We start from the raw sequence: 19,406 nt of genomic DNA, 5'->3' as shown, positions 1-19,406 counted from the left end.
ACATAATTCATATAAGGTTCATTAAAGGTGATAATGGGCTATATGTAAACCATATGAGGATTAAATGATCACCCTATCAACTGTATGAAGTGAGTCATATATGAACCATAAAACACCTTAATGAATCATACATGGCTCATTAATGTGAGCTTATCGCAAATCACTTTTAAGATCTTTGTATAGCAGCCAAAGCTTGCGCGCAGGCCCAAGCGGAACTCCAGGCCCACTGGAAGTTATAGCCCCCCAGCCAGCCCGTCACGTCCACTACCTCACCGATAAAGTACAGACCCGGGACCTTACTCGCCTCCATGGTTTTGGAAGAAAGCTCCTTGGTGTCCACACCGCCCAGGGTCACCTCTGCTGTGCGGTAACCCTCGGTGCCATTGGGTTGCACGCGCCAGTCTTGCAAACTATCAACCAATGCTGTCTGCTGCGTTGGAGTGAGTTGCTTCAACGTGGCCTCCGGCAGTTGCCCCAATTCTTGCAGTAATTCCACCAGGCGCTTGGGCAAATGCAAAGCCAGGGTGTTTTTCAGGCTCTGGTTAGGATGTGCCTGGCGCTGTTCGTTAAGGAAGCCCACCAGGTCTAGCGTCGGAAGTAAGTTAATACTCACAAACTCACCAGGCTGCCAGTAACTGGAGATCTGCAAGATAGCCGGACCAGAAAGCCCCCGATGCGTAAACAGGATGCTTTCACGAAAGCTGGTGCCATCTTCCGCTGTGACCACTGCGGGAACCGAAACGCCAGACAGCGCCTGGGATTGCTCCAACAACGGCTTATGCAGCGTAAAGGGCACCAAACCGGCCCGGGTCGGCAACACTTTCAGGCCAAACTGTTCCGCCAGCTTATAGCCAAAGGGAGTGGCCCCCAGGCCCGGCATGGAAAGCCCACCGCTCGCCACCACAAGTGAGCGAGCACTTACACTCTCTCCGTTAAGTGCCAATTCGAAGCCCTGGTCGGTTTTTTCGACGCTCAGGACTTCGCTGCGCAGGCGCGTTACCACCTGACCCAGTTCGCACTCTTGTACCAACAGATCGACGACCTGTTGGGCAGAATCATCACAAAACAGCTGCCCCAAGGTTTTTTCGTGGTAAGCGATGCCGTAGCGGTTAATCAGATCGATAAAATCCCATTGGGTGTAGCGTGCCAATGCCGATTTGCAGAAATGGGGGTTATGCGAGAGGTAGGCTGCCGGTTCAGCGGACATGTTGGTGAAGTTACAGCGCCCACCGCCAGACATCAGGATCTTGCGGCCCGGTTTTTTGCCGTTGTCGAGTAATAGCACCCGGCAACCCAGTTGCCCTGCCTGCGCAGCACAAAACATCCCTGCGGCACCCGCGCCAATGACGACAACATCAAACTGTTCCACCCAAACCTCTCTTTGCAATAACCACAACAATCGCGGCAACAAGAGCGTATTTTACGCCTTTTACGTGCCTGTATACCGCTAAATCCGCGGTGAGGGATTGTAAAGGCATCGGCAGGCCAACGCCAACGTAAGAAAATGTAACGGGCATAAACGGCAGTAACATGCTGAAATTGCATCGATTCAACACTGTTCAAACCCTTTGTACATCAGAGAAATCAAAAAAACGTCATATTTTCCTTTTCCCCGACACCGGTTGTCGCCGATAATGCGCGGCGTTCATGTCCACAAACCTGGCGTAACGCTTATGCTGCATTTGTTCACTGGCCTGGATTTCCATACCGGCCTGATGTTAATTCTCGCATTGTTGTTCGTGCTGTTCTATGAGGCCATTAACGGCTTCCATGATACGGCCAATGCGGTCGCTACTGTAATTTACACCCGTGCTATGCGCTCGCAACTTGCGGTCGTTATGGCTGGCCTGTTCAACTTTCTTGGCGTGATGCTCGGCGGTTTGAGTGTTGCCTACGCCATTGTGCACCTGCTACCAACCGATCTGTTGTTGAACGTCAGTTCAGCACACGGGTTAGCCATGGTCTTCTCCATGTTGTTGGCGGCAATTATCTGGAACCTCGGTACTTGGTATCTTGGGCTACCGGCCTCCAGCTCCCACACCCTGATTGGCGCCATTATCGGTGTCGGCTTGACCAATGCGTTGGTGACCAGCACCTCCGTGGTCGACGCGCTGAACGTGCCAAAAATGATCAGCATCTTCCTGTCGCTTATCTTCTCCCCGTTGATCGGGATGATAATTGCCGGGCTGATGGTGTTTATGCTGCGCCGCTATTGGAGCAATACCAAAAAGCGTCAGCGTATTCATATGACTCCGGCGGAACGTGAAAAGGTCGATGGCAAACGCAAGCCACCGTTCTGGACACGTATCGCTCTGATCCTATCTGCTATCGGCGTAAGCTTCTCACACGGCGCGAACGACGGTCAGAAAGGTATCGGTCTGATTATGTTGGTGCTGATCGGTGTTGCCCCTGCAGGCTTCGTGCTCAATATGAGTGCGACCGGTTACGACATTACCCGTACCCGTGATGCCGTGAGCCACCTGCAGCAATTCTACCAAAAGCATGGCGATTCTCTGGCACACGTGGCCACACAGACGCCATTGGTTCCTGCGCCTCAGAATGCGGCTCCAACGCCTGATCAACCGGTTGAGTTCCACTGCGACAGCTCACGTGCCCTGATCGCCGTTGAGCGCTCTCTGGACCTGCTGAACAATCTGCAAAACTACGATCAGCTGACGGTAGAGCAGCGCAGCCATCTGCGCCGCCTGCTGATGTGCGTGACCGAGACTGCAGACAAGGTGGCCAAGCTGCCGGAAACCTCAGTGGACGATCAACGCTTCCTGAAGAATCTGCGTTCAGACCTGTTGGAAACCGTTGAATATGCACCAACCTGGATTATCGTCGCGGTAGCCCTGGCGCTGTCCCTCGGTACCATGGTGGGCTGGCGACGCGTTGCTACCACTATCGGTGAGAAAATCGGTAAGAAAGGCATGACCTACGCTCAGGGGGTGTCGGCACAGATGACGGCCGCCCTGTCGATTGGCGTGGCCAGCTATACCGGTATGCCGGTTTCCACTACCCAAGTACTGTCTTCGGCGGTTGCCGGAACGATGCTGGTGGATGGCGGTGGTGTGCAGAGCAAAACCATCAAGAGCATCTTGTTGGCCTGGGTTCTGACCCTGCCAGTCTCGATTTTGCTTTCCGGTGGCCTATATTGGCTGGCGCTGAAAGTGATTTGACGATTGCTCGATACAACAATGGCGGCCAAAGTGGCCGCCATTTTTTTTGCCTTGCTATTGCCGGCCTAATACCAGATCGCCAACGCCACCAGGCTGATCACCACTAGCCCACACAGCGATGAAGTCAGTACAAACTGGCTGCGGACACGCTGACAGCGGCGAATGAATTCCGGGTCGTGGTGCTCCATATAGCGTTGCGTAAAGATATAGCGCACCAGCCGTATCTGCTTGCTCGGCTGGCCGTGCGAAGTAAAGAATCCTCCGCCATCGACGTATTGGTAAAGTAACGGGTCGCAGCCGCGTAAAACAAATAGCAGCGCACGCAGAGAAGAAAAATACCGGGCCATGTTAATCACACAGACCACACACAATGCCCAAAACAGCGCGACGGTACTAATCATGATAGCCCCCTCAAGGCGTTGTTATCCCGGACACCCGCCGGGCCAACGGCCCTACTTCATACCTTATGCTGCCGGAGCCTTGGCTCCCATCCCCCTAGCACCTTACGGACCCGAATCTACCCACAACCTCTGACCGCTTGATGAACAGGCATTACAGCGATCAGAGGAAATAAGTGGGGTCCACATTCACTAGTGTAGAATAATGATACGCAAACAGATCCCGGTGCCGTATAAAATTTACAGTCAGGACCAAATTCTTCATCTACCCGCTCTCCGCTCGGATAACCGTCATAAGCTATACTTTGAGCAACAATGCTTATAATTCAATCGTTCAAACGGCGGAGAACCGTATAAGCCATAGGATTTTTTGCCCCGGCGGTGTAAAACGGGTGGGGTAAACGTATAAACAAGGGTGATTGATGCGGTGCAGTGTGATCGCCCCAACATATCATTGTGTTATCTGGATGGTACTATGCAGGTAAGGCGAAAGCGCCAAGCTGGAACACTGAATGCCTGCCCCCTTTAATCGGCATTATATGGAAGGAGTATTCTCATGGCTTACAAACACATACTGATTGCGGTTGACCTATCACCGGAAAGTAAAATCCTGGTCGAGAAAGCGGTATCAATGGCGCGGCCGTACAATGCCAAAGTCTCTCTGATCCACGTTGATGTAAACTATTCCGATCTGTATACCGGCCTGATCGACGTCAATCTGGGCGATATGCAAAAGCGTATTTCCGAAGAAACCCACCATGCATTAACCGAGCTGTCGCAAAATGCGGGCTATCCCATCACCGAAACCCTGAGCGGCAGCGGCGATCTGGCGCAGGTGCTGGTTGATGCGATTAAAAAATACGATATGGACCTGGTATTGTGTGGACACCACCAGGATTTCTGGAGCAAGTTGATGTCCTCTGCGCGCCAGTTAATCAATACGGTACACATTGATATGCTGATTGTGCCGCTGCGCGACGAAGAAAAGTAAGTATTCGCTAACCTGTTTGGCCAACGCCCGCCCTGCGCGGGCGTTTTTCATGGTTTCCTGTTATTTATTGCTTGTTAATCAGCCACCCCACAGTGATATAGTCGAGGTAGACACAACATCCTCCCCAACTGTGAGACACATCATAAAAACAGGGGAACCAATATGCTAAACAGGAGCTATCCATGGAACAGGCTGTATCGCTAGAATCCTTTCTAAAATCCTTACAACGTCATAACTCGCATCAACCGGAATATCTGCAGGCAGTGCGTGAAGTCTTTACCTCTCTGTGGCCATTCATCGAGCGTAATCCTCATTATCGTGACCACGCCCTGTTAGAGCGCCTGGTAGAGCCTGAGCGTATCATTCAGTTTCGCGTCAGTTGGGTCGACGATCAGGGCAAAGTTCAGGTAAACCGCGCCTACCGTATCCAGTTCAACTCCGCCATTGGGCCGTATAAAGGGGGGATGCGTTTCCACCCTTCGGTTAATACCTCCATTCTGAAGTTCCTCGGTTTTGAACAGACCTTCAAGAATGCCCTGACCACGCTGCCTATGGGCGGCGGCAAGGGTGGCTCAGACTTTGATCCCAAAGGCAAAAGCCAGGGCGAAGTCATGCGCTTCTGCCAATCGCTGATGACCGAGCTTTATCGTCATCTGGGCCCAGATACTGACGTGCCAGCCGGGGATATCGGCGTAGGTGGGCGCGAAGTGGGCTTTATGGCCGGCATGATGAAAAAGCTGTCTAACAACACCAGTTGCGTATTCACCGGCAAAGGCCTGTCGTTCGGCGGCAGCCTGATCCGCCCGGAAGCCACCGGTTACGGCCTGGTGTACTTCACCGATTCAATGCTGCAGCGCCATGGCCTGGGCTTTGAAGGGATGCGTGTCGCGGTTTCCGGCTCCGGTAACGTGGCGCAATACACCATTGAGAAAGCGTTGGAGCTGGACGCGCGGGTGATCACCGTGTCCGACTCCGGCGGTACCGTAGTGGATGAAGCTGGCTTCACCACTGAAAAACTGGCGCATCTGGCCGAAATCAAAAACCAGCGCTATGGCCGAGTTGCCGATTATGCCCGCGAGCGTGGCCTGACCTATCTGGCCGGTGAAAGCCCGTGGAACGTGCCGGTGGATATCGCCCTGCCTTGTGCCACCCAGAACGAGCTGGATCTGGAAGCCGCACAGGTGCTGATCCGCAACGGGGTCAAAGCCGTGGCTGAAGGCGCTAATATGCCAACCACCATCCAGGCTACCGATGCCTTCCTGGAAGCTGGCGTGCTGTTCGCACCGGGCAAAGCCGCCAACGCCGGTGGTGTTGCCACTTCCGGGTTAGAGATGGCGCAAAACGCCGCACGCCTTAACTGGCGGGCAGAGAAGGTCGATATCCGTTTACGTCACATCATGGCGGATATCCATCAGTCCTGCGTCGAGTACGGCGGCGAAGGCAAGCAAACGCATTACGTTCACGGCGCCAACATTGCCGGGTTCGTTAAGATTGCCGATGCGATGCTGGCTCAGGGCGTGCTCTAACCTTACCCCTGAATGAGAAATGCCGGCAGATTCGCCGGCATTTTTTTATCTGGTTAACTGAGTATTACCTCAATTAATAGCCTCGATAATCACCAACCGATCGTTTAACCGCTGTTTGATGACCGGATCGGTAGCCGCTTGCGCCTGTTGTTGCAGCGCTGCAACCTGTTGCTTCATCATTTGCGGGTCACTAAACAGTAATTCTTTGACGTTGATGGAGGCCACGTTGGTATAACGCCCATCATCGGTGGTCGGCACGCTGATCTTGCCGTCATTGAGCAGCTTGTCCACAATCTTGCGCTCACGTTCGTACCCTTCCAGCCCCACCAGCTTCCAGCGGTGCATCGCTTTGCCCTGGTATTCACCCTTCTTCACCTCGGTCAGATAGCGAATGGTGAGATTACGAATAGTCCCCGCTTCCTCACCAAATTCCGCCTTGGTATCTGACAGCACCGGGAACTGCATCCCTTCCAGTACTCCGCCTTTTTGCGTCAGGTGACCCATGCGATAGCTGTTCATCCCCAACTGGATCGGCGTGCTGTCGGTCACCGGGGTGCCGTCGTTCAATTTCAGCTCGGTGATGCGCTGCCCAACGGGTTTACGCAGATCGATGGTATAAGTCACGCCGTCAAAGAAGTCATTGGTTGAGTATTTGGACGATCGGCGCTGTGGGTTAAAGCTGTAGGTGACATCGCCATCATGCTGCTGGTTGAAGTAGTCCGCTGACCACTCCATGTACTTTTTCAGCTCTTTACCGGTCAACTGGTAGACGGTGATTTCACCACCGGCATATTGATAGTTGAAGGCGATATCCTTGGCGGTGATGGTGCCCACGTTCAGCTTCGGCCTGTCGTTATCAATCTGCAACGCGATCACCTGAGCCTTAGGCGCGTAGTGACGGGCTGCCTCCTGATACAGGGCGCTGATGCCGGTATCCTGAATATGTACCTGTGGAATACCTTTCACCGCGTCCGGCGGCACCAGATCCTGGCCGGTCAACTGAGCAATCGGCCGGTTGGCGTTGGCACGCAGGATGGTATGGAACGGCTGGTAGATCTCTTCGAGCTTTTTGTCGGAGCTGACGCCTTTGATCGGGTAGGTGTAGCTGTCTTTATTGATCAGCACGTATTTGCCATTTTGCTGCTCAAATTGCAGATCGATACGCGACAGCGCACGGCCGTATTTGTCCGGCTCGGTGACGATCACGCCGTTGATCACCTCTTTATCCACCTTGACGTGCATATGCCCGGCAACGATCGCCGCCAGCTCTGGGTTGGCCCGCGCGATGTCGCCCACCCCGGTGCCCGGCCGCTGGTTCTCATTATCGATCCCCATATGGGCCACCAGCACGATGGCGTCCACCTGGCCGTGGATCTGCTGGATCACCTTTTTCACCGCCTGCACCGGATCGGTAAACGTCAGTCCGTCGATGCGATCGGTGCCCTTGGCAAACTCGGCGGTCATCGGCGTATCCATGCCGATAATGCCAATCTTCACCCCCTGACGCTCAACGATCTTATAGGCGGGCAGGTAAGGCTTGCCGCTGTCCCAGAAGATATTCCCTGCCAGCGCGGTGCCTTTGAACTGGCTGAGTGGGGTTGCCAGCGCCTTCAGGCCAAAATCGAATTCGTGGTTGCCCATCACCCATACGTCGTAATCCAGCGCGTTAAAGCCGAGGATCATCGGGCTGGTCTTGTCGTTCTTGAAGGTTTCAACAAAGTTGCCCTGAATGGTGTCCCCGGCGTCTACCAGGATCACGTTCGGCTGCTGGGCACGGACTTTATGCACCTGGGTGGCAATCTGGCTGAGGCTGCCCGCCAGGTTCTCGGTGTCGGTTGAGTAATCCCAAGGCACGAAGGTGCCATGCAGATCGGAAGTGCCCAGAATGGTGATATTTACCGGTTCAGCGGCCATGGCAGAGGTACTCAAGCAAAGCAGCAGGGAAAGCAGCGTCTTTTTCATCATGTTTTTTCATTATAGTTGATTGTAATTAAACAGGATTATGCGACGCACATCTCAGCGTTACCAGTGACATTGCAGAATGAGCATGGGAAATGTGAGGAAGTTCAATGAATACCCCCTCACGTTTATCTTACAGTGGCATATAAATATCGAAACGGTGATTTTTGGTGGTCGTGGCAGCATGAGCGGGAACATCGGCCAGCGGAGGGGCATAATCCGGTCGTTTCACCACGACCCTTTTGGTGGCCAGCCTGCGGGCTGGCTCCAGCAAACCATCGGCATCATCATCACTGCCTACCAGCGACTGAAATACCCGCATCTCTTTTTTCACCAACGCACTCTTCTGCTTATGCGGATACATTGGGTCGAGATACACCACTTCCGGACGTGGATCGAGATCGCTCAACGCCGTCAGGCTGGAGGCATGCAGTAACGTCATACGTTCACGTAGCCAAGGGCCGATCTCCGCATCCTGATAGCCCCGTTGCAAACCGTCTTCCAGCAACGCAGCGACTACCGGATCACGCTCCAACATGCGAACCTGACAACCCAGCGATGCCAACACAAACGCATCACGCCCTAACCCGGCAGTGGCATCCACCACGCTAGGCACATAACTACCTTTGATGCCTACCGCTTTGGCCACCGCTTCGCCACGGCCGCCGCCGAAACGCCGCCGATGGGCCATCGGGCCAGAGATAAAATCGACGTAGATAGCGCCAAGCTTTGGCTCGTCGCGCTTACGCAGCTCCAACCTTTCTGGCGTCAGCACCAGCGCCATCGTCGCATCTTCGTCGCTGGTTAGCTGCCAACGATCGGCCAAAATAGACAAGGCGCCGGGATCGGCGCCTGCTTCACACAATAAAAACACGCTCACTTGGCGGGTTACCCTTTAATACCGTAATGGCGCAGCATAGCATCCAGCTTCGGTTCACGGCCACGGAAGCGTTTGAACAATTCCATCGGCTCTTCGGAACCCCCGCGTGACAGGATGTTATCGAGGAAGGATTGACCGGTTTCAGCGTTGAAAATCCCTTCATCTTCAAAGCGCGAGTAGGCGTCTGCCGACAACACTTCCGCCCACAGGTAGCTGTAGTAACCCGCCGCATAGCCACCGGCAAATATATGGCTGAATGCGTGTGGGAAACGGCCCCAGCTTGGTGAAGGGATCACCGCCACCATTTTCTTCACTTCGGCCAGGGTTAGCAGGATCTGCGCCCCTTTTTCCGGGCTGTATTCGGCGTGCATACGGAAATCGAACAGGCCAAACTCCAGCTGACGCAGGATAAACAGCGCCGCCTGATAGTTTTTCGCTTCCAGCATTTTGTCCAGCAGGGCTTTCGGCAGTGGTTCGCCAGTCTGGAAGTGACCAGAGATAAATGCCAATGCCTCCGGCTCCCAGCACCAGTTTTCCATAAACTGGCTTGGCAGCTCTACCGCATCCCAAGGCACACCGTTGATACCAGAAACCCCGGCGGTATCGATCTGCGTCAGCATATGGTGCAGACCGTGACCAAACTCATGGAACAGCGTGGTGACTTCGTTATGGGTAAACAGCGCCGGCTGGTCACCCAGTGGGCGGTTAAAGTTACAGGTCAGATAAGCCACCGGCTTTTGCAATTCGCCATTGGCTTTGCGCAGGCTGCCGACGCAATCATCCATCCATGCACCACCGCGCTTGTTCTCGCGGGCATACAAGTCCAGATAGAAGCTGCCACGCAGTTCACCTTTGGCATCGAACAGATCGAAGAAACGCACCTCTGGATGCCAGGTATCGACACCCTGACGCTCTTTGGCGGTGATACCGTAAATGCGGTTAACTACTTCGAACAGCCCTTCCAGCACACGCTGTTCCGGGAAATATGGGCGCAGTTGCTCATCACTGATGGAGAACAGATGTTGCTTCTGTTTTTCTCCGTAATAACTGATATCCCAAGCCTCTAGCTCATCCACACCATAGTGCTGCTTGGCAAAGGCACGAAGCTGTGCCAGTTCCTGTTCTGCCTGTGGGCGAGCGCGCTTGGCCAGATCGCTCAGGAAACCGAGCACCTGCTCCGGGCTTTCTGCCATCTTGGTCGCCAGCGATTTGTCCGCATAGCTGGCAAAGCCCAGCAACTGTGCCAGTTCATGGCGCAGAGCCAGCGTTTCCGCCATTACTTCGCTGTTATCCCACTTACCGGCATTTGGCCCCTGATCGGAGGCCCGGGTGGTGAAGGCACGATACATCTCTTCACGCAGCGCCTGGTTATCGGCATAAGTCATTACCGGCAAATAGCTCGGCATGTCCAGCGTCAGCAACCAGCCTTCCTGCTCTTTGGCCTGTGCCATTGCCTGGGCTTGGGCCAGCGCGCTTTCCGGCAGGCCACTCAGCTCATTCACATCGGTAATCAACTTGCTCCAGCCCATGGTGGCATCGAGCACATTGTTGCTGTAGGTCGAACCCAGTTCGGACAGACGCGCCACGATCTCGCCGTAACGCTTTTGTTTTTCCTTTGGCAGGCCAATGCCCGACAGCTCAAAATCACGCAGCGCGTTTTCTACCGACTTGCGCTGTGGCGCGGCCAGTTTGGCAAAGCCTTCGCCCTCTTTCAGATTACGATAGGCCTGGTACAGCCCTTCATGCTGGCCCACCCAAGTACCGTATTCGGAAAGCAGCGGCAGCGCCTGTTCGTAAGCTTCGCGCAGTTCCGGGCTGTTTTTTACCGAGTTTAAGTGACCAACAGGTGACCAGATGCGTGACAGGCGATCGTCAGATTCGGCCAGCGGCTGACACAGATTTTCCCAGGTAAACGGCCCCGGTTGTGCCACGACGCGCTCAACCGCAGCACGGCAGTCAGCCAATGCGGATGTCACAGCAGGGACGATATCTTCAGGGCGAATGGCAGAAAACGGCGGTAAGGCAAACGGTGTCAGCAACGCATTGGTCATAGAGGAAGTCCTGATTAGGGTGGTGGACCCGATGCGCACATCAGGCCAGACAAAGATAAGCTTCTATCTAACATGGTGCCAACCAGTGGGAAAATCAATGGTCATGCGTGTCATTGAACCTGTTTCTTCACTCACGCGGATCGTTTAGTGAGGAAGATAGGCCACGATTGCATTAAGTAGATTAAGTAGGAAAGCGACAAAAATACCTCCCTGCTAAGTACCTATAAAATGCTCTCATTTGCGTTAATACACGTTTCAAACACGCTCACATACATACAGCATACTTTATGAGTCATTTTTATTTATTGATGAATATTATTATTCCTAGCTAAAAAATCAACCTGTGCGCTAAAAACCATGTTAATTGAGGTTGTTTTGATACAAAATGGTTCGGTCTATTTTTAACCAACCCCAGCCACGAATTACATGACAAGGAGTTCATCATGGCAAATAATATCTACGCAACGATTAATGGAAAACAACAAGGGTTGATATCGGCAGGGTGTTCTACAGCGGATTCGATCGGTAACAAGCACCAATTAGGCCACGAAAACCAGATACTGGTTCTTAAGCTCGCGCATAACATCAGCCGGGGCGAAAATGTGATGCATAACCCAGTGATTTTTGTTAAACCACAGGATAAATCATCTCCTTTGTTTTTGCTGGCTATTTCTAATAACGAGTTGCTTAACCTTAAGTTTGATTTTTACCGCACATCACAAAATGGTGCCCAAGAGTTGTACTACACGATCGAACTCAGAGAGGCGACCATCGTAGATTTCAACATAAACTATCCCCACTGCTTAACGCATTCTAGTGCACAACCCGAAGAAATTATTTCCGTACGTTATAAAGATATTATTTGCCAACACCATATCGCTGGCACCTCAGGTTATAGCGTATGGGACGACAGAGTTTATTAATGACTAGCTGGGTCTCTTTTACCAAGAGGCCCTAACGTCTATAAACTGCTCTGGGTCTTTTAAGCACTTGGGTTCCTCTTTTTTTACATTCGCTGGCATCTTTGATATAGAGCGTCTCCGAATACAAGCTTCTTTTCCAACAGGTGCCATAGCCATGCTGATCCAATACTGTGGTAAAATGCCAATTAAAAATAAAGGCGACAACAAGCAAAAAAGCGGTAAGGCGTAAAGAGTATATAAGTATAGGCTTGAATTTAGCTAGATAATTTTTGCCGGTAATAGACAAATGGAAAAACATAAGAAAATATACGGCACTTGCAGGAATAATTGCTAAAATGAAAGTTTCCAACCTGTTAAATGAAACAACATCAGGATAGGTAAAGCTGATGATATAGTTGCTAATAATACTTGGTGCAAAAATGCAACCTAAAGAAAAAATCCCGGCGACAAGCAAAGAACTTAAACGCTCTTTTACTGTAACTGTCTCGCCCACGTTGGTTATTAATTTATTTTTCATGGTTTATTGTATAAAATTTGGCTATTTGTTCCTAACACACTTGAAACTCTTGGTGTCTGCGCTTCCATTTCCTTTATTTTTTCTATAATTTTATTAGTGATTCCATACTCCCGGTCTAAATACTCTAGACCCATCGTAATAAAAAACGCCACAATGGCGACACCAATAATAGCACCACCTAAGGAAACAGCCGCCCCTATTAACAACGCGGACGATGTTGCTCTCATGATAACAGTAACGACAACCGCTTTGACAATATCACTAGTTACATTTCCTAAAAAACTAGCCGCAGTGCTTTCATCCTTTAGTATAAACTCCAGGCTACGGTAGGCCAAAGAGACATATATACTCCATTTCATGCCCTGTATAGCAGTATGATTAAGCCCTTTCACCCCGATCCCAATTTGTACAACCTGCATATTATTTAACGAATAACGCGTTCCATTTAAGATCCGTCTAATACCTGGGTAGCCGGTGATCTTGATTAACTTCTCGCCATTTTTTCCGACATAAATTAGGGCGGCAATCCCAAAGCCCCCCAACTTCCTTACCAGATCCGCCGCAGAGTAGAAATCCTTCGCGTTGCCGCTATAGGTTGCAGCATATCCCAGATAGTCCAACCCTTCATCACGTGTGATATTTAGAAAACCCTCATCATACTGCCGATCGCCTCTGCCAAACTCTCCAAAGCACTCCAGAACATCATAGGCTTCTTCTTTGGTAAGCAGCATGATGTGGCGCTGTTCGGCATTCATGCAAGCCTGGAATTTTTCTTCCGCAATTCGCCGGGCATAGGCCCCATGATCGGGTGGTGTAGGGAAGAGAGTGGAATTATTTCCCGTGAGATAGTTGGGGTATATTCTGTCTTTCATCTCGGCCTCCGGTTGCCTTATAAGAAAGTATTTCCATTTACTCTTTCGCTAATATAATTGAAATTCTGCCTTGTATAAAGAACAATCAAACGACTCTGCTGATAAATATCAACCATGCAGGTCTATGCAAACTCTTAAACCACGCGCTCAACCGCAGCGCTGCAGTCTTATAGTACGGATGTCACGCAGGTGACAATATCTTCAGGTCTCCAGGGTTGGAAAAACTGGGGCATGAGGTACGTAAAAGCGATGCCCAAACCTGGTCAAATGACGGAAAAGTGGTGATAGGTAAACCGGCAACGCCAGGCTATGGTCTTGAGTTAGCCGGAGCACAGGGGAGTGAACGTTTTCAGGTGCGAGCGGTGGCCTTCACTGAACAGCGCGATAGCGACGTTGAGTCAATCTGGTGTGGTGAACAGCAACAACTCGAACAACTACTTCAACAAACCTGCGATGCGCTGACGCTTGAACGCGCGCTGCCAGCGGGTGCTTCTCAACTTAAAGTCGCTAAACAGGCCAATACGCTGACAGATCGGGCCGATTATCGTTGGCGTGGAGAGAACAGCCGTAGCCTGGATTAGTGAAACAGACGCAGCATACGGCGCCCCTACAAATTCAGCAATATCGCCTCCTTGTCACCAATCTAAACGACAGGATTGTTTGAATTTTAGCCCCCCCTATATTATGATTAGATCATAAATGTCACAAGGAAGAGATATGCAACATGATCCTAGTTTAGATTATCTCATTGAATTACATGGACAAAGAGTTAACCGAGAGGATGGCTACTGGTGGAAAATTGAGGCATGGCAAGTTAAGCCCAATAATTTTATTCCACATGGCATCCGATACAACCTCACGGTGCATGATAAGCACAACACGAGGGTGTTTGGCATGGATAACGCCCACGCCATAAAACCACCGAAGAAAGGCAAGTATACTGGGCGACTGGTATATGACCATATCCATAGAACGCCCAGAGATAAGGGGTACCCTTATGAGTTTACCTCCGCATCCCAGTTGCTCCAGGACTTCTTTGAGAAGATGGATGAAGCGATCGCAGAAAGAGAAAAGAGAGGGTAGGCGTAATGAAAGCACTGATCGGTGTAATGTCTGAAGATCTTATACGCAGGAGAACGCTGGCGATAGCCAAAGGAGATTACAAGCCCGAGCCAGGGGAACCAAAGGTTTGGTTTACCTCCATGATTGCCCTCGCGCAGGTGCTAAGCAATGAAAATATAGCGCTGCTGCGGCTGATGGATGAGCAAAAACCAAAAACGCTAACGGAGTTGGCCGATCTTTCAGGCCGAAAAATCAGTAATCTGTCGGTTACCCTAAAAACGCTTAATTCACATGGCTTTGTCAGGCTGGAGAAAGACGGGCGTAGCGTTAAACCTGTCGCACTGTTTACCGACTTCGATATCCAGGTAAACCAAAAATATGCAACAATGCAGTCTCAGGAAGTCGCATAGTTTTAAGCCAGGTTTTTTCAGGCTTTTTCACGTCTAGCACCCTCAACCTGCCAGAATAAATGCTTTCGATAATAGTGTATTAAAATCAATCGGATAAAAACGCCATGTTAAGTTACCGCCACAGTTTTCACGCCGGCAACCACGCCGACGTGCTCAAGCACACCGTTCAGAGCCTGATCATTGAGGCGCTGAAAGAAAAAGATAAGCCGCTGCTGTACCTGGATACCCACTCCGGTGCCGGGCGCTATCAGCTGAGCGGTGAGCATGCCGAGCGCACCGGGGAATACCTGGAAGGCATCGGCCTACTGTGGCAACGTGACGATCTGCCAGAAGAGCTGGCGGCCTACATGAGCGTGGTGCACAACTTCAACCGCTCCGGTACCCTGCGTTACTACCCAGGCTCACCGCTGATCGCCCGCCAGTTGCTGCGCCCGCAGGATAAAATCCATCTGACAGAGCTGCACCCAAGTGATTTCCCGCTGCTGCGTAACGAATTCCAGAAAGACGAGCGTGCTAAAGTGCAGCGTGCCGATGGTTACCAGCAGTTAAAATCCCAGTTGCCGCCTCCGTCACGCCGTGGCCTGATCCTGATGGACCCGCCGTATGAGATGAAAACTGATTATCAAGATGTGGTGAAAGGCATTCAGGAAGGCTACAAGCGTTTTGCTACCGGCACCTATGCTCTGTGGTATCCGGTGGTGATGCGCCAGCAGATCAAGCGCATGCTCAAAGAGTTGGAAGCGACCGGCATCCGCCGTATCCTGCAAATCGAGCTGGCGGTGAAGCCCGACAGCGATCAACGCGGGATGACAGCTTCAGGCATGATCGTGATTAACCCACCTTGGAAGCTGGAACAGCAGATGAACAACGTGCTGCCGTGGCTGCACAAGGTACTGGTGCCGTCCGGTATCGGTCACCACCTGGTGAACTGGGTCGTACCAGAATAAGTTCGATGATGGTCGTCTGCCTGGGCGGCCATCCGTTTTTCCCTTCGCTATCCCCCCTGCTTGCTCCTCATTTTGCCGCGATCTTTTGCCGATCCTCATCACAACCGCAAAATAACTGTTTGCTTATTTTATCTTTCGATTAGATGATGGTTATCGAAAGATAACGTAATCAAAGAAAACAGGAGGCAGGCGGTGTACATCATTTCGACCAATAATATGCTGCAGAAGGCACAACAACAGGGCTATGCCGTACCGGCCTTCAACATTCATAACCTGGAAACCATGCAGGTGGTGGCTGAAACCGCCGCGCACATGCGCTCACCGGTGATCCTGGCCGGTACGCCCGGCACCTATCTCTATGCGGGAACGGCTAACGTGGTCGCTATTGTCAAACAGCTGGCCGCCGAATACCGCATCCCGCTGGCAGTGCATCTGGATCACCATGAGACTCTGCAAGATATTGAAACCAAAGTGCATGCAGGCATCCGCTCGGCCATGATTGATGGCTCACACCTGCCCTTTGCGGAAAATGTCGCGCTGGTGCGGCAGGTGGCCGAGTTTTGCCATCGTTATGATGTCAGCGTTGAGGCGGAGCTGGGGCGGCTTGGTGGCGTTGAGGATGGCATCAGCGTTGATGCCAAGGATGCCCGCTATACCTCGCCGCAGCAGGCCGAGGAGTTTGTGCGTTCCACCGGCATCGATTCACTGGCGGTGGCGATTGGTACGGCACATGGGCTTTATCAAGGCAAGCCAGAGTTGGATTTCACCCGCCTTGGGCAGATCCGCGACAGAGTCAGCGTACCGCTGGTGCTGCATGGTGCGTCGGGTTTGCCAGACGCTGATATTCAGCAGGCGATTCGGCTAGGAGTGTGCAAGGTGAACGTGGCGACGGAGCTTAAGATCGCCTTTTCCGATGCGCTGAAGCAGCATCTGGCGGAGCATCCGCAGGCCAACGATCCGCGCCACTATATGCAGCCCGCCAAGCTGGCGATGCAGCAGGTGGTGCAAAAGGTGATTCAGGTTTGTGGCTGTGAAGGCAGGCTGTGACCTACGCCAGCATGGTAACGGCCCCTCACCCTAACCCTCTCCCACAGGGAGAGGGGACCGATCGAGTGTGTCTGAAAACTCAGTGACGCACCTTGGATAAGGGGACGATCGCGTTTAATGAGATGACCTCTTTACTTCCAAAAGAGCAGGGGCTAACAGCTCCCTCTCACTAAAGGAGAGGGAGCCGATCAAGTGTGTCTGAAAACTCAGTGACGTACCTTGGATAAGGGGACGAGCGAGTTTAATGAGATGACCTCTTTACTTCCAAAAGAGCAGGGGCTAGCAGCTCCCTCTCCCTGTGGGAGAGGGTTGGGGTGAGGGGCATCCTCTCGTCACAATAACCGCTTTCACTTTATTGCGTATACCCATTCCTCTTTTTACCAACTATTTGTAATCAACTGATTTTAAATAACTAAAATCACCCCACTCATTAACTTACTCCCTCACACTGAAAGCACCTGCGCGGAAAAATAGCGCTAAAGTTTTCGATCTTGATCACGAATAATAGAAAAGTGCATTGCTAACATTTCGAAACATTACGATTATATTCGTAAGAAAACGGAGGGTAGAATGAAAAATATAATCGCACGACATAAAGCAGGGGAGCCGATCGGGATCTGCTCTGTCTGTTCGGCACACCCATTAGTGATTGAAGCTGCATTACGCCTGGATCTGCACAGCGACCGCCAGGTACTGATCGAGGCCACATCCAACCAGGTTAATCAGTTTGGCGGTTACACCGGCATGAAACCGGCAGATTTCCGGCAGTTTGTCTGCGATATTGCGGCAACCGTCGGCTTCCCACTCTCCCGGCTGCTGTTAGGGGGCGATCATCTAGGCCCAAACTGCTGGCAAAATGAACCCGCCGCCAGCGCAATGGCGAAAGCGGAAGTGTTGATCGCCGACTACGTCACCGCCGGATTCAGCAAGATCCATCTGGATGCGTCCATGTCCTGCGCCGACGATCCGATCCCGTTAGATCCCCACGTGGTGGCAGAACGCGCCGCCCGTCTGTGCCAGGTCGCCGAACGGGTCGCTACCCCAGAGCAAAAACAGCAGCTGACCTATGTGATTGGGACCGAGGTGCCCGTTCCTGGAGGAGAATCTTCCGCCATTGGCAGCGTACATATCACTCACGCGACGGATGCCGCCGCCACGCTGGAAACTCACTATCAGGCCTTCCGCAAGGCCGGGGTGGCAGAGGCGATCCCGAGGATCATCGCCGTAGTAGTGCAGCCAGGGGTGGAGTTCGACCACTCACAGGTGATCGCTTACCAACCACAGCTGGCCCGCGAGCTCTCCCAGTTTATTACCACCACGCCGCTGGTCTATGAGGCACACTCTACCGATTACCAAACGCGTGAAGCCTATCAGCAACTGGTGCACGATCACTTCGCCATTCTCAAGGTTGGCCCGGCCCTGACGTTCGCCCTGCGCGAAGCGGTGTTTGCCCTGGCCAATATCGAACAGGCCCTGATTGCCCCGGAAAAACGTAGCCAGATCCTGGCGGTGATTGACGCCGTGATGCTCGACGAACCGGATTACTGGAAAAAGTATTACCACCCGACGTTCAGCCGCTCGCTGATCGACCTGCATTTCAGCCTGTCGGACCGTATCCGCTACTACTGGCCTCACCCGCGTATCGCCCAAAGTATGACGACGCTGCTCAATAACCTCGACCAGCAAGAGATCACCGCGGGCCTGCTGAGCCAATACTTCCCGCTGCAGTATCAGCGCGTGATGGAACGCAAGCTGGCGAAGCAGCCCCACGCACTGATGATCGACAAAATTCAGGATGTGCTGCGCGCTTATCGCTTCGGCTGTGCCCCCGCAGAGCAAGCCAAAAACGCCGAGGAGATGGCTCATGCATAACAGCCAACTGTTCGTTCGCACTGGCATCAGCTTTGCCGACGCACAGCAGGCGCTGGAGCACATTGGCATCACCATGCTCAACGCCGGGGTTGTTCACAACAGCTACCCGCAGGCGTTGCTGGTGCGTGAGAGCGCTTATCCCACCGGCATCGCCCTTGAGCAGCACGCGGTCGCCATCCCCCATTGTGAAGCGGAGCATGCACGTGCCCCGGCTATTTATCTAATCCGCCCTGACCAGGCTGTGCCCTTCGCTCAGGCGGATGATGACGGCACGATCGACGTTGCGCTGATTATCGCGCTGATCGTCACCGACCCGGCGGCGCAGTTGGTTTTACTGCGCACGCTGTTTGGCCAGTTGCAGCACCCCGAGTTTATCACTGCGCTACTGACCGCCCCCGAGGACCAACTGGGCGAAATTTTTGCCCAGCGGGTTTTCACTTCGCCCTCCCGACCACAACAAAAAACAGAATATGAAGGAGCCACACTGTGAAACGTAAAATTATCGTTGCCTGCGGCGGTGCCGTTGCCACCTCGACCATGGCCGCAGAAGAGATCAAAGAGCTGTGTGCGGAGCACAACATCGAGCTGGATTTGGTGCAGTGCCGCGTGACCGAGATTGAAACCTATATGGACGATGCCGACCTGATCTGCACCACCGCCCGTGTCGACCGGCAGTTTGGCGATATCCCGTTGGTGCACGGCATGCCGTTTATTTCCGGCGTCGGCATCGATGCGCTGAAGCAAAAAATACTGACCATTCTGACGGAGTAGC

At 52.5% G+C, this 19,406-nt stretch carries 19 protein-coding genes; 12 read left to right on the top strand and 7 right to left on the bottom strand.

The window, feature by feature from the left end:
* Positions 1-166: 166 nt before the first annotated feature.
* A complete protein-coding gene (locus tag D9980_RS21420; RefSeq protein ID WP_121608387.1) occupies positions 167-1,369 on the bottom strand; it encodes an NAD(P)/FAD-dependent oxidoreductase in 1,203 nt (400 codons plus the stop codon).
* Positions 1,370-1,673: 304 nt separating this feature from the next.
* Here D9980_RS21420 and pitA point away from each other — a divergent pair, with 304 nt between their 5' ends.
* Positions 1,674-3,179, top strand: a complete 1,506-nt coding sequence (gene pitA, locus D9980_RS21415; RefSeq protein WP_121608386.1) for an inorganic phosphate transporter PitA — start codon at positions 1,674-1,676, stop codon at positions 3,177-3,179.
* A gap of 65 nt (positions 3,180-3,244) precedes the next feature.
* Here pitA and uspB read toward each other — a convergent pair whose 3' ends face one another.
* Positions 3,245-3,580, bottom strand: coding sequence for a universal stress protein UspB (gene uspB / locus D9980_RS21410; protein ID WP_021181771.1), 336 nt, complete (start codon positions 3,578-3,580; stop codon positions 3,245-3,247).
* A gap of 553 nt (positions 3,581-4,133) precedes the next feature.
* Between uspB and uspA the strand changes: the two genes are divergently transcribed.
* Together uspA and gdhA are read left to right on the top strand one after the other, a co-directional pair.
* The gene (gene uspA / locus D9980_RS21405; protein ID WP_021181773.1) at positions 4,134-4,568 is read left to right on the top strand and encodes a universal stress protein UspA; all 435 of its coding nucleotides are present in this window, start codon (positions 4,134-4,136) and stop codon (positions 4,566-4,568) included.
* 182 nt (positions 4,569-4,750) lie between these two features.
* A complete protein-coding gene (gene gdhA, locus D9980_RS21400; protein WP_121608385.1) occupies positions 4,751-6,094 on the top strand; it encodes an NADP-specific glutamate dehydrogenase in 1,344 nt (447 codons plus the stop codon).
* Positions 6,095-6,163: 69 nt separating this feature from the next.
* Here gdhA and D9980_RS21395 read toward each other — a convergent pair whose 3' ends face one another.
* From D9980_RS21395 to prlC, 3 genes are all read right to left on the bottom strand, one after another.
* Positions 6,164-8,056, bottom strand: a complete 1,893-nt coding sequence (locus tag D9980_RS21395) for a bifunctional UDP-sugar hydrolase/5'-nucleotidase (RefSeq protein ID WP_121609069.1) — start codon at positions 8,054-8,056, stop codon at positions 6,164-6,166.
* Positions 8,057-8,186: 130 nt separating this feature from the next.
* On the bottom strand, positions 8,187-8,933 hold the full coding sequence (gene rsmJ, locus D9980_RS21390) for a 16S rRNA (guanine(1516)-N(2))-methyltransferase RsmJ (protein WP_121608384.1): 747 nt from the start codon (positions 8,931-8,933) through the stop codon (positions 8,187-8,189).
* 8 nt (positions 8,934-8,941) lie between these two features.
* Positions 8,942-10,984, bottom strand: coding sequence for an oligopeptidase A (gene prlC, locus D9980_RS21385; protein ID WP_121608383.1), 2,043 nt, complete (start codon positions 10,982-10,984; stop codon positions 8,942-8,944).
* Positions 10,985-11,427: 443 nt separating this feature from the next.
* Between prlC and D9980_RS21380 the strand changes: the two genes are divergently transcribed.
* Positions 11,428-11,907 (top strand): Hcp family type VI secretion system effector, encoded by a 480-nt coding sequence (locus D9980_RS21380; RefSeq protein ID WP_037376510.1) that lies wholly within the window; start codon positions 11,428-11,430, stop codon positions 11,905-11,907.
* 31 nt (positions 11,908-11,938) lie between these two features.
* On the opposite strand, the gene D9980_RS21375 is transcribed toward D9980_RS21380, so the two are convergent.
* Positions 11,939-12,424, bottom strand: coding sequence for a DUF1240 domain-containing protein (locus D9980_RS21375; protein WP_121608382.1), 486 nt, complete (start codon positions 12,422-12,424; stop codon positions 11,939-11,941).
* Positions 12,421-13,296 (bottom strand): hypothetical protein, encoded by an 876-nt coding sequence (locus D9980_RS21370; protein ID WP_121608381.1) that lies wholly within the window; start codon positions 13,294-13,296, stop codon positions 12,421-12,423. Before D9980_RS21370 ends, D9980_RS21375 begins: the two co-directional genes overlap by 4 nt.
* A gap of 215 nt (positions 13,297-13,511) precedes the next feature.
* Here D9980_RS21370 and D9980_RS21365 point away from each other — a divergent pair, with 215 nt between their 5' ends.
* The 8 genes from D9980_RS21365 to gatB all read left to right on the top strand — a co-directional run bounded on the left by D9980_RS21365 (position 13,512) and on the right by gatB (position 19,405).
* Complete coding sequence (locus D9980_RS21365; protein WP_121608380.1) at positions 13,512-13,877, top strand: hypothetical protein; 366 nt, start codon at positions 13,512-13,514, stop codon at positions 13,875-13,877.
* Positions 13,878-14,013: 136 nt separating this feature from the next.
* Positions 14,014-14,379, top strand: coding sequence for a DUF6516 family protein (locus D9980_RS21360; RefSeq protein WP_024482799.1), 366 nt, complete (start codon positions 14,014-14,016; stop codon positions 14,377-14,379).
* Positions 14,380-14,384: 5 nt separating this feature from the next.
* Entirely contained in the window at positions 14,385-14,768 is a 384-nt protein-coding gene (locus D9980_RS21355; protein WP_024482800.1) for a MarR family transcriptional regulator, read from the top strand.
* 104 nt (positions 14,769-14,872) lie between these two features.
* Positions 14,873-15,715 carry a 23S rRNA (adenine(2030)-N(6))-methyltransferase RlmJ gene (locus D9980_RS21350; protein ID WP_021181782.1) on the top strand — a complete coding sequence of 281 codons (843 nt, stop codon included), beginning with the start codon at positions 14,873-14,875 and terminating at the stop codon, positions 15,713-15,715.
* A 192-nt stretch (positions 15,716-15,907) separates the two neighbouring features.
* Entirely contained in the window at positions 15,908-16,762 is an 855-nt protein-coding gene (locus D9980_RS21345) for a tagatose bisphosphate family class II aldolase (RefSeq protein ID WP_024482801.1), read from the top strand.
* 570 nt (positions 16,763-17,332) lie between these two features.
* Entirely contained in the window at positions 17,333-18,634 is a 1,302-nt protein-coding gene (gene gatZ / locus D9980_RS21340) for a tagatose-bisphosphate aldolase subunit GatZ (protein ID WP_121608379.1), read from the top strand.
* Entirely contained in the window at positions 18,627-19,124 is a 498-nt protein-coding gene (gatA, locus tag D9980_RS21335; protein ID WP_121608378.1) for a PTS galactitol transporter subunit IIA, read from the top strand. Before gatZ ends, gatA begins: the two co-directional genes overlap by 8 nt.
* Positions 19,121-19,405, top strand: a complete 285-nt coding sequence (gatB, locus tag D9980_RS21330; RefSeq protein ID WP_021181786.1) for a PTS galactitol transporter subunit IIB — start codon at positions 19,121-19,123, stop codon at positions 19,403-19,405. Before gatA ends, gatB begins: the two co-directional genes overlap by 4 nt.
* Position 19,406: the final 1 nt, after the last annotated feature.

Origin of the sequence: Serratia sp. 3ACOL1 (genome assembly GCF_003668775.1) — a bacterium.
Lineage (GTDB): Bacteria > Pseudomonadota > Gammaproteobacteria > Enterobacterales > Enterobacteriaceae > Chania > Chania fonticola.
The sequence above is the reverse complement of the archived record's forward strand: the minus strand, read 5'-3'. Positions and strand labels throughout refer to the sequence as shown.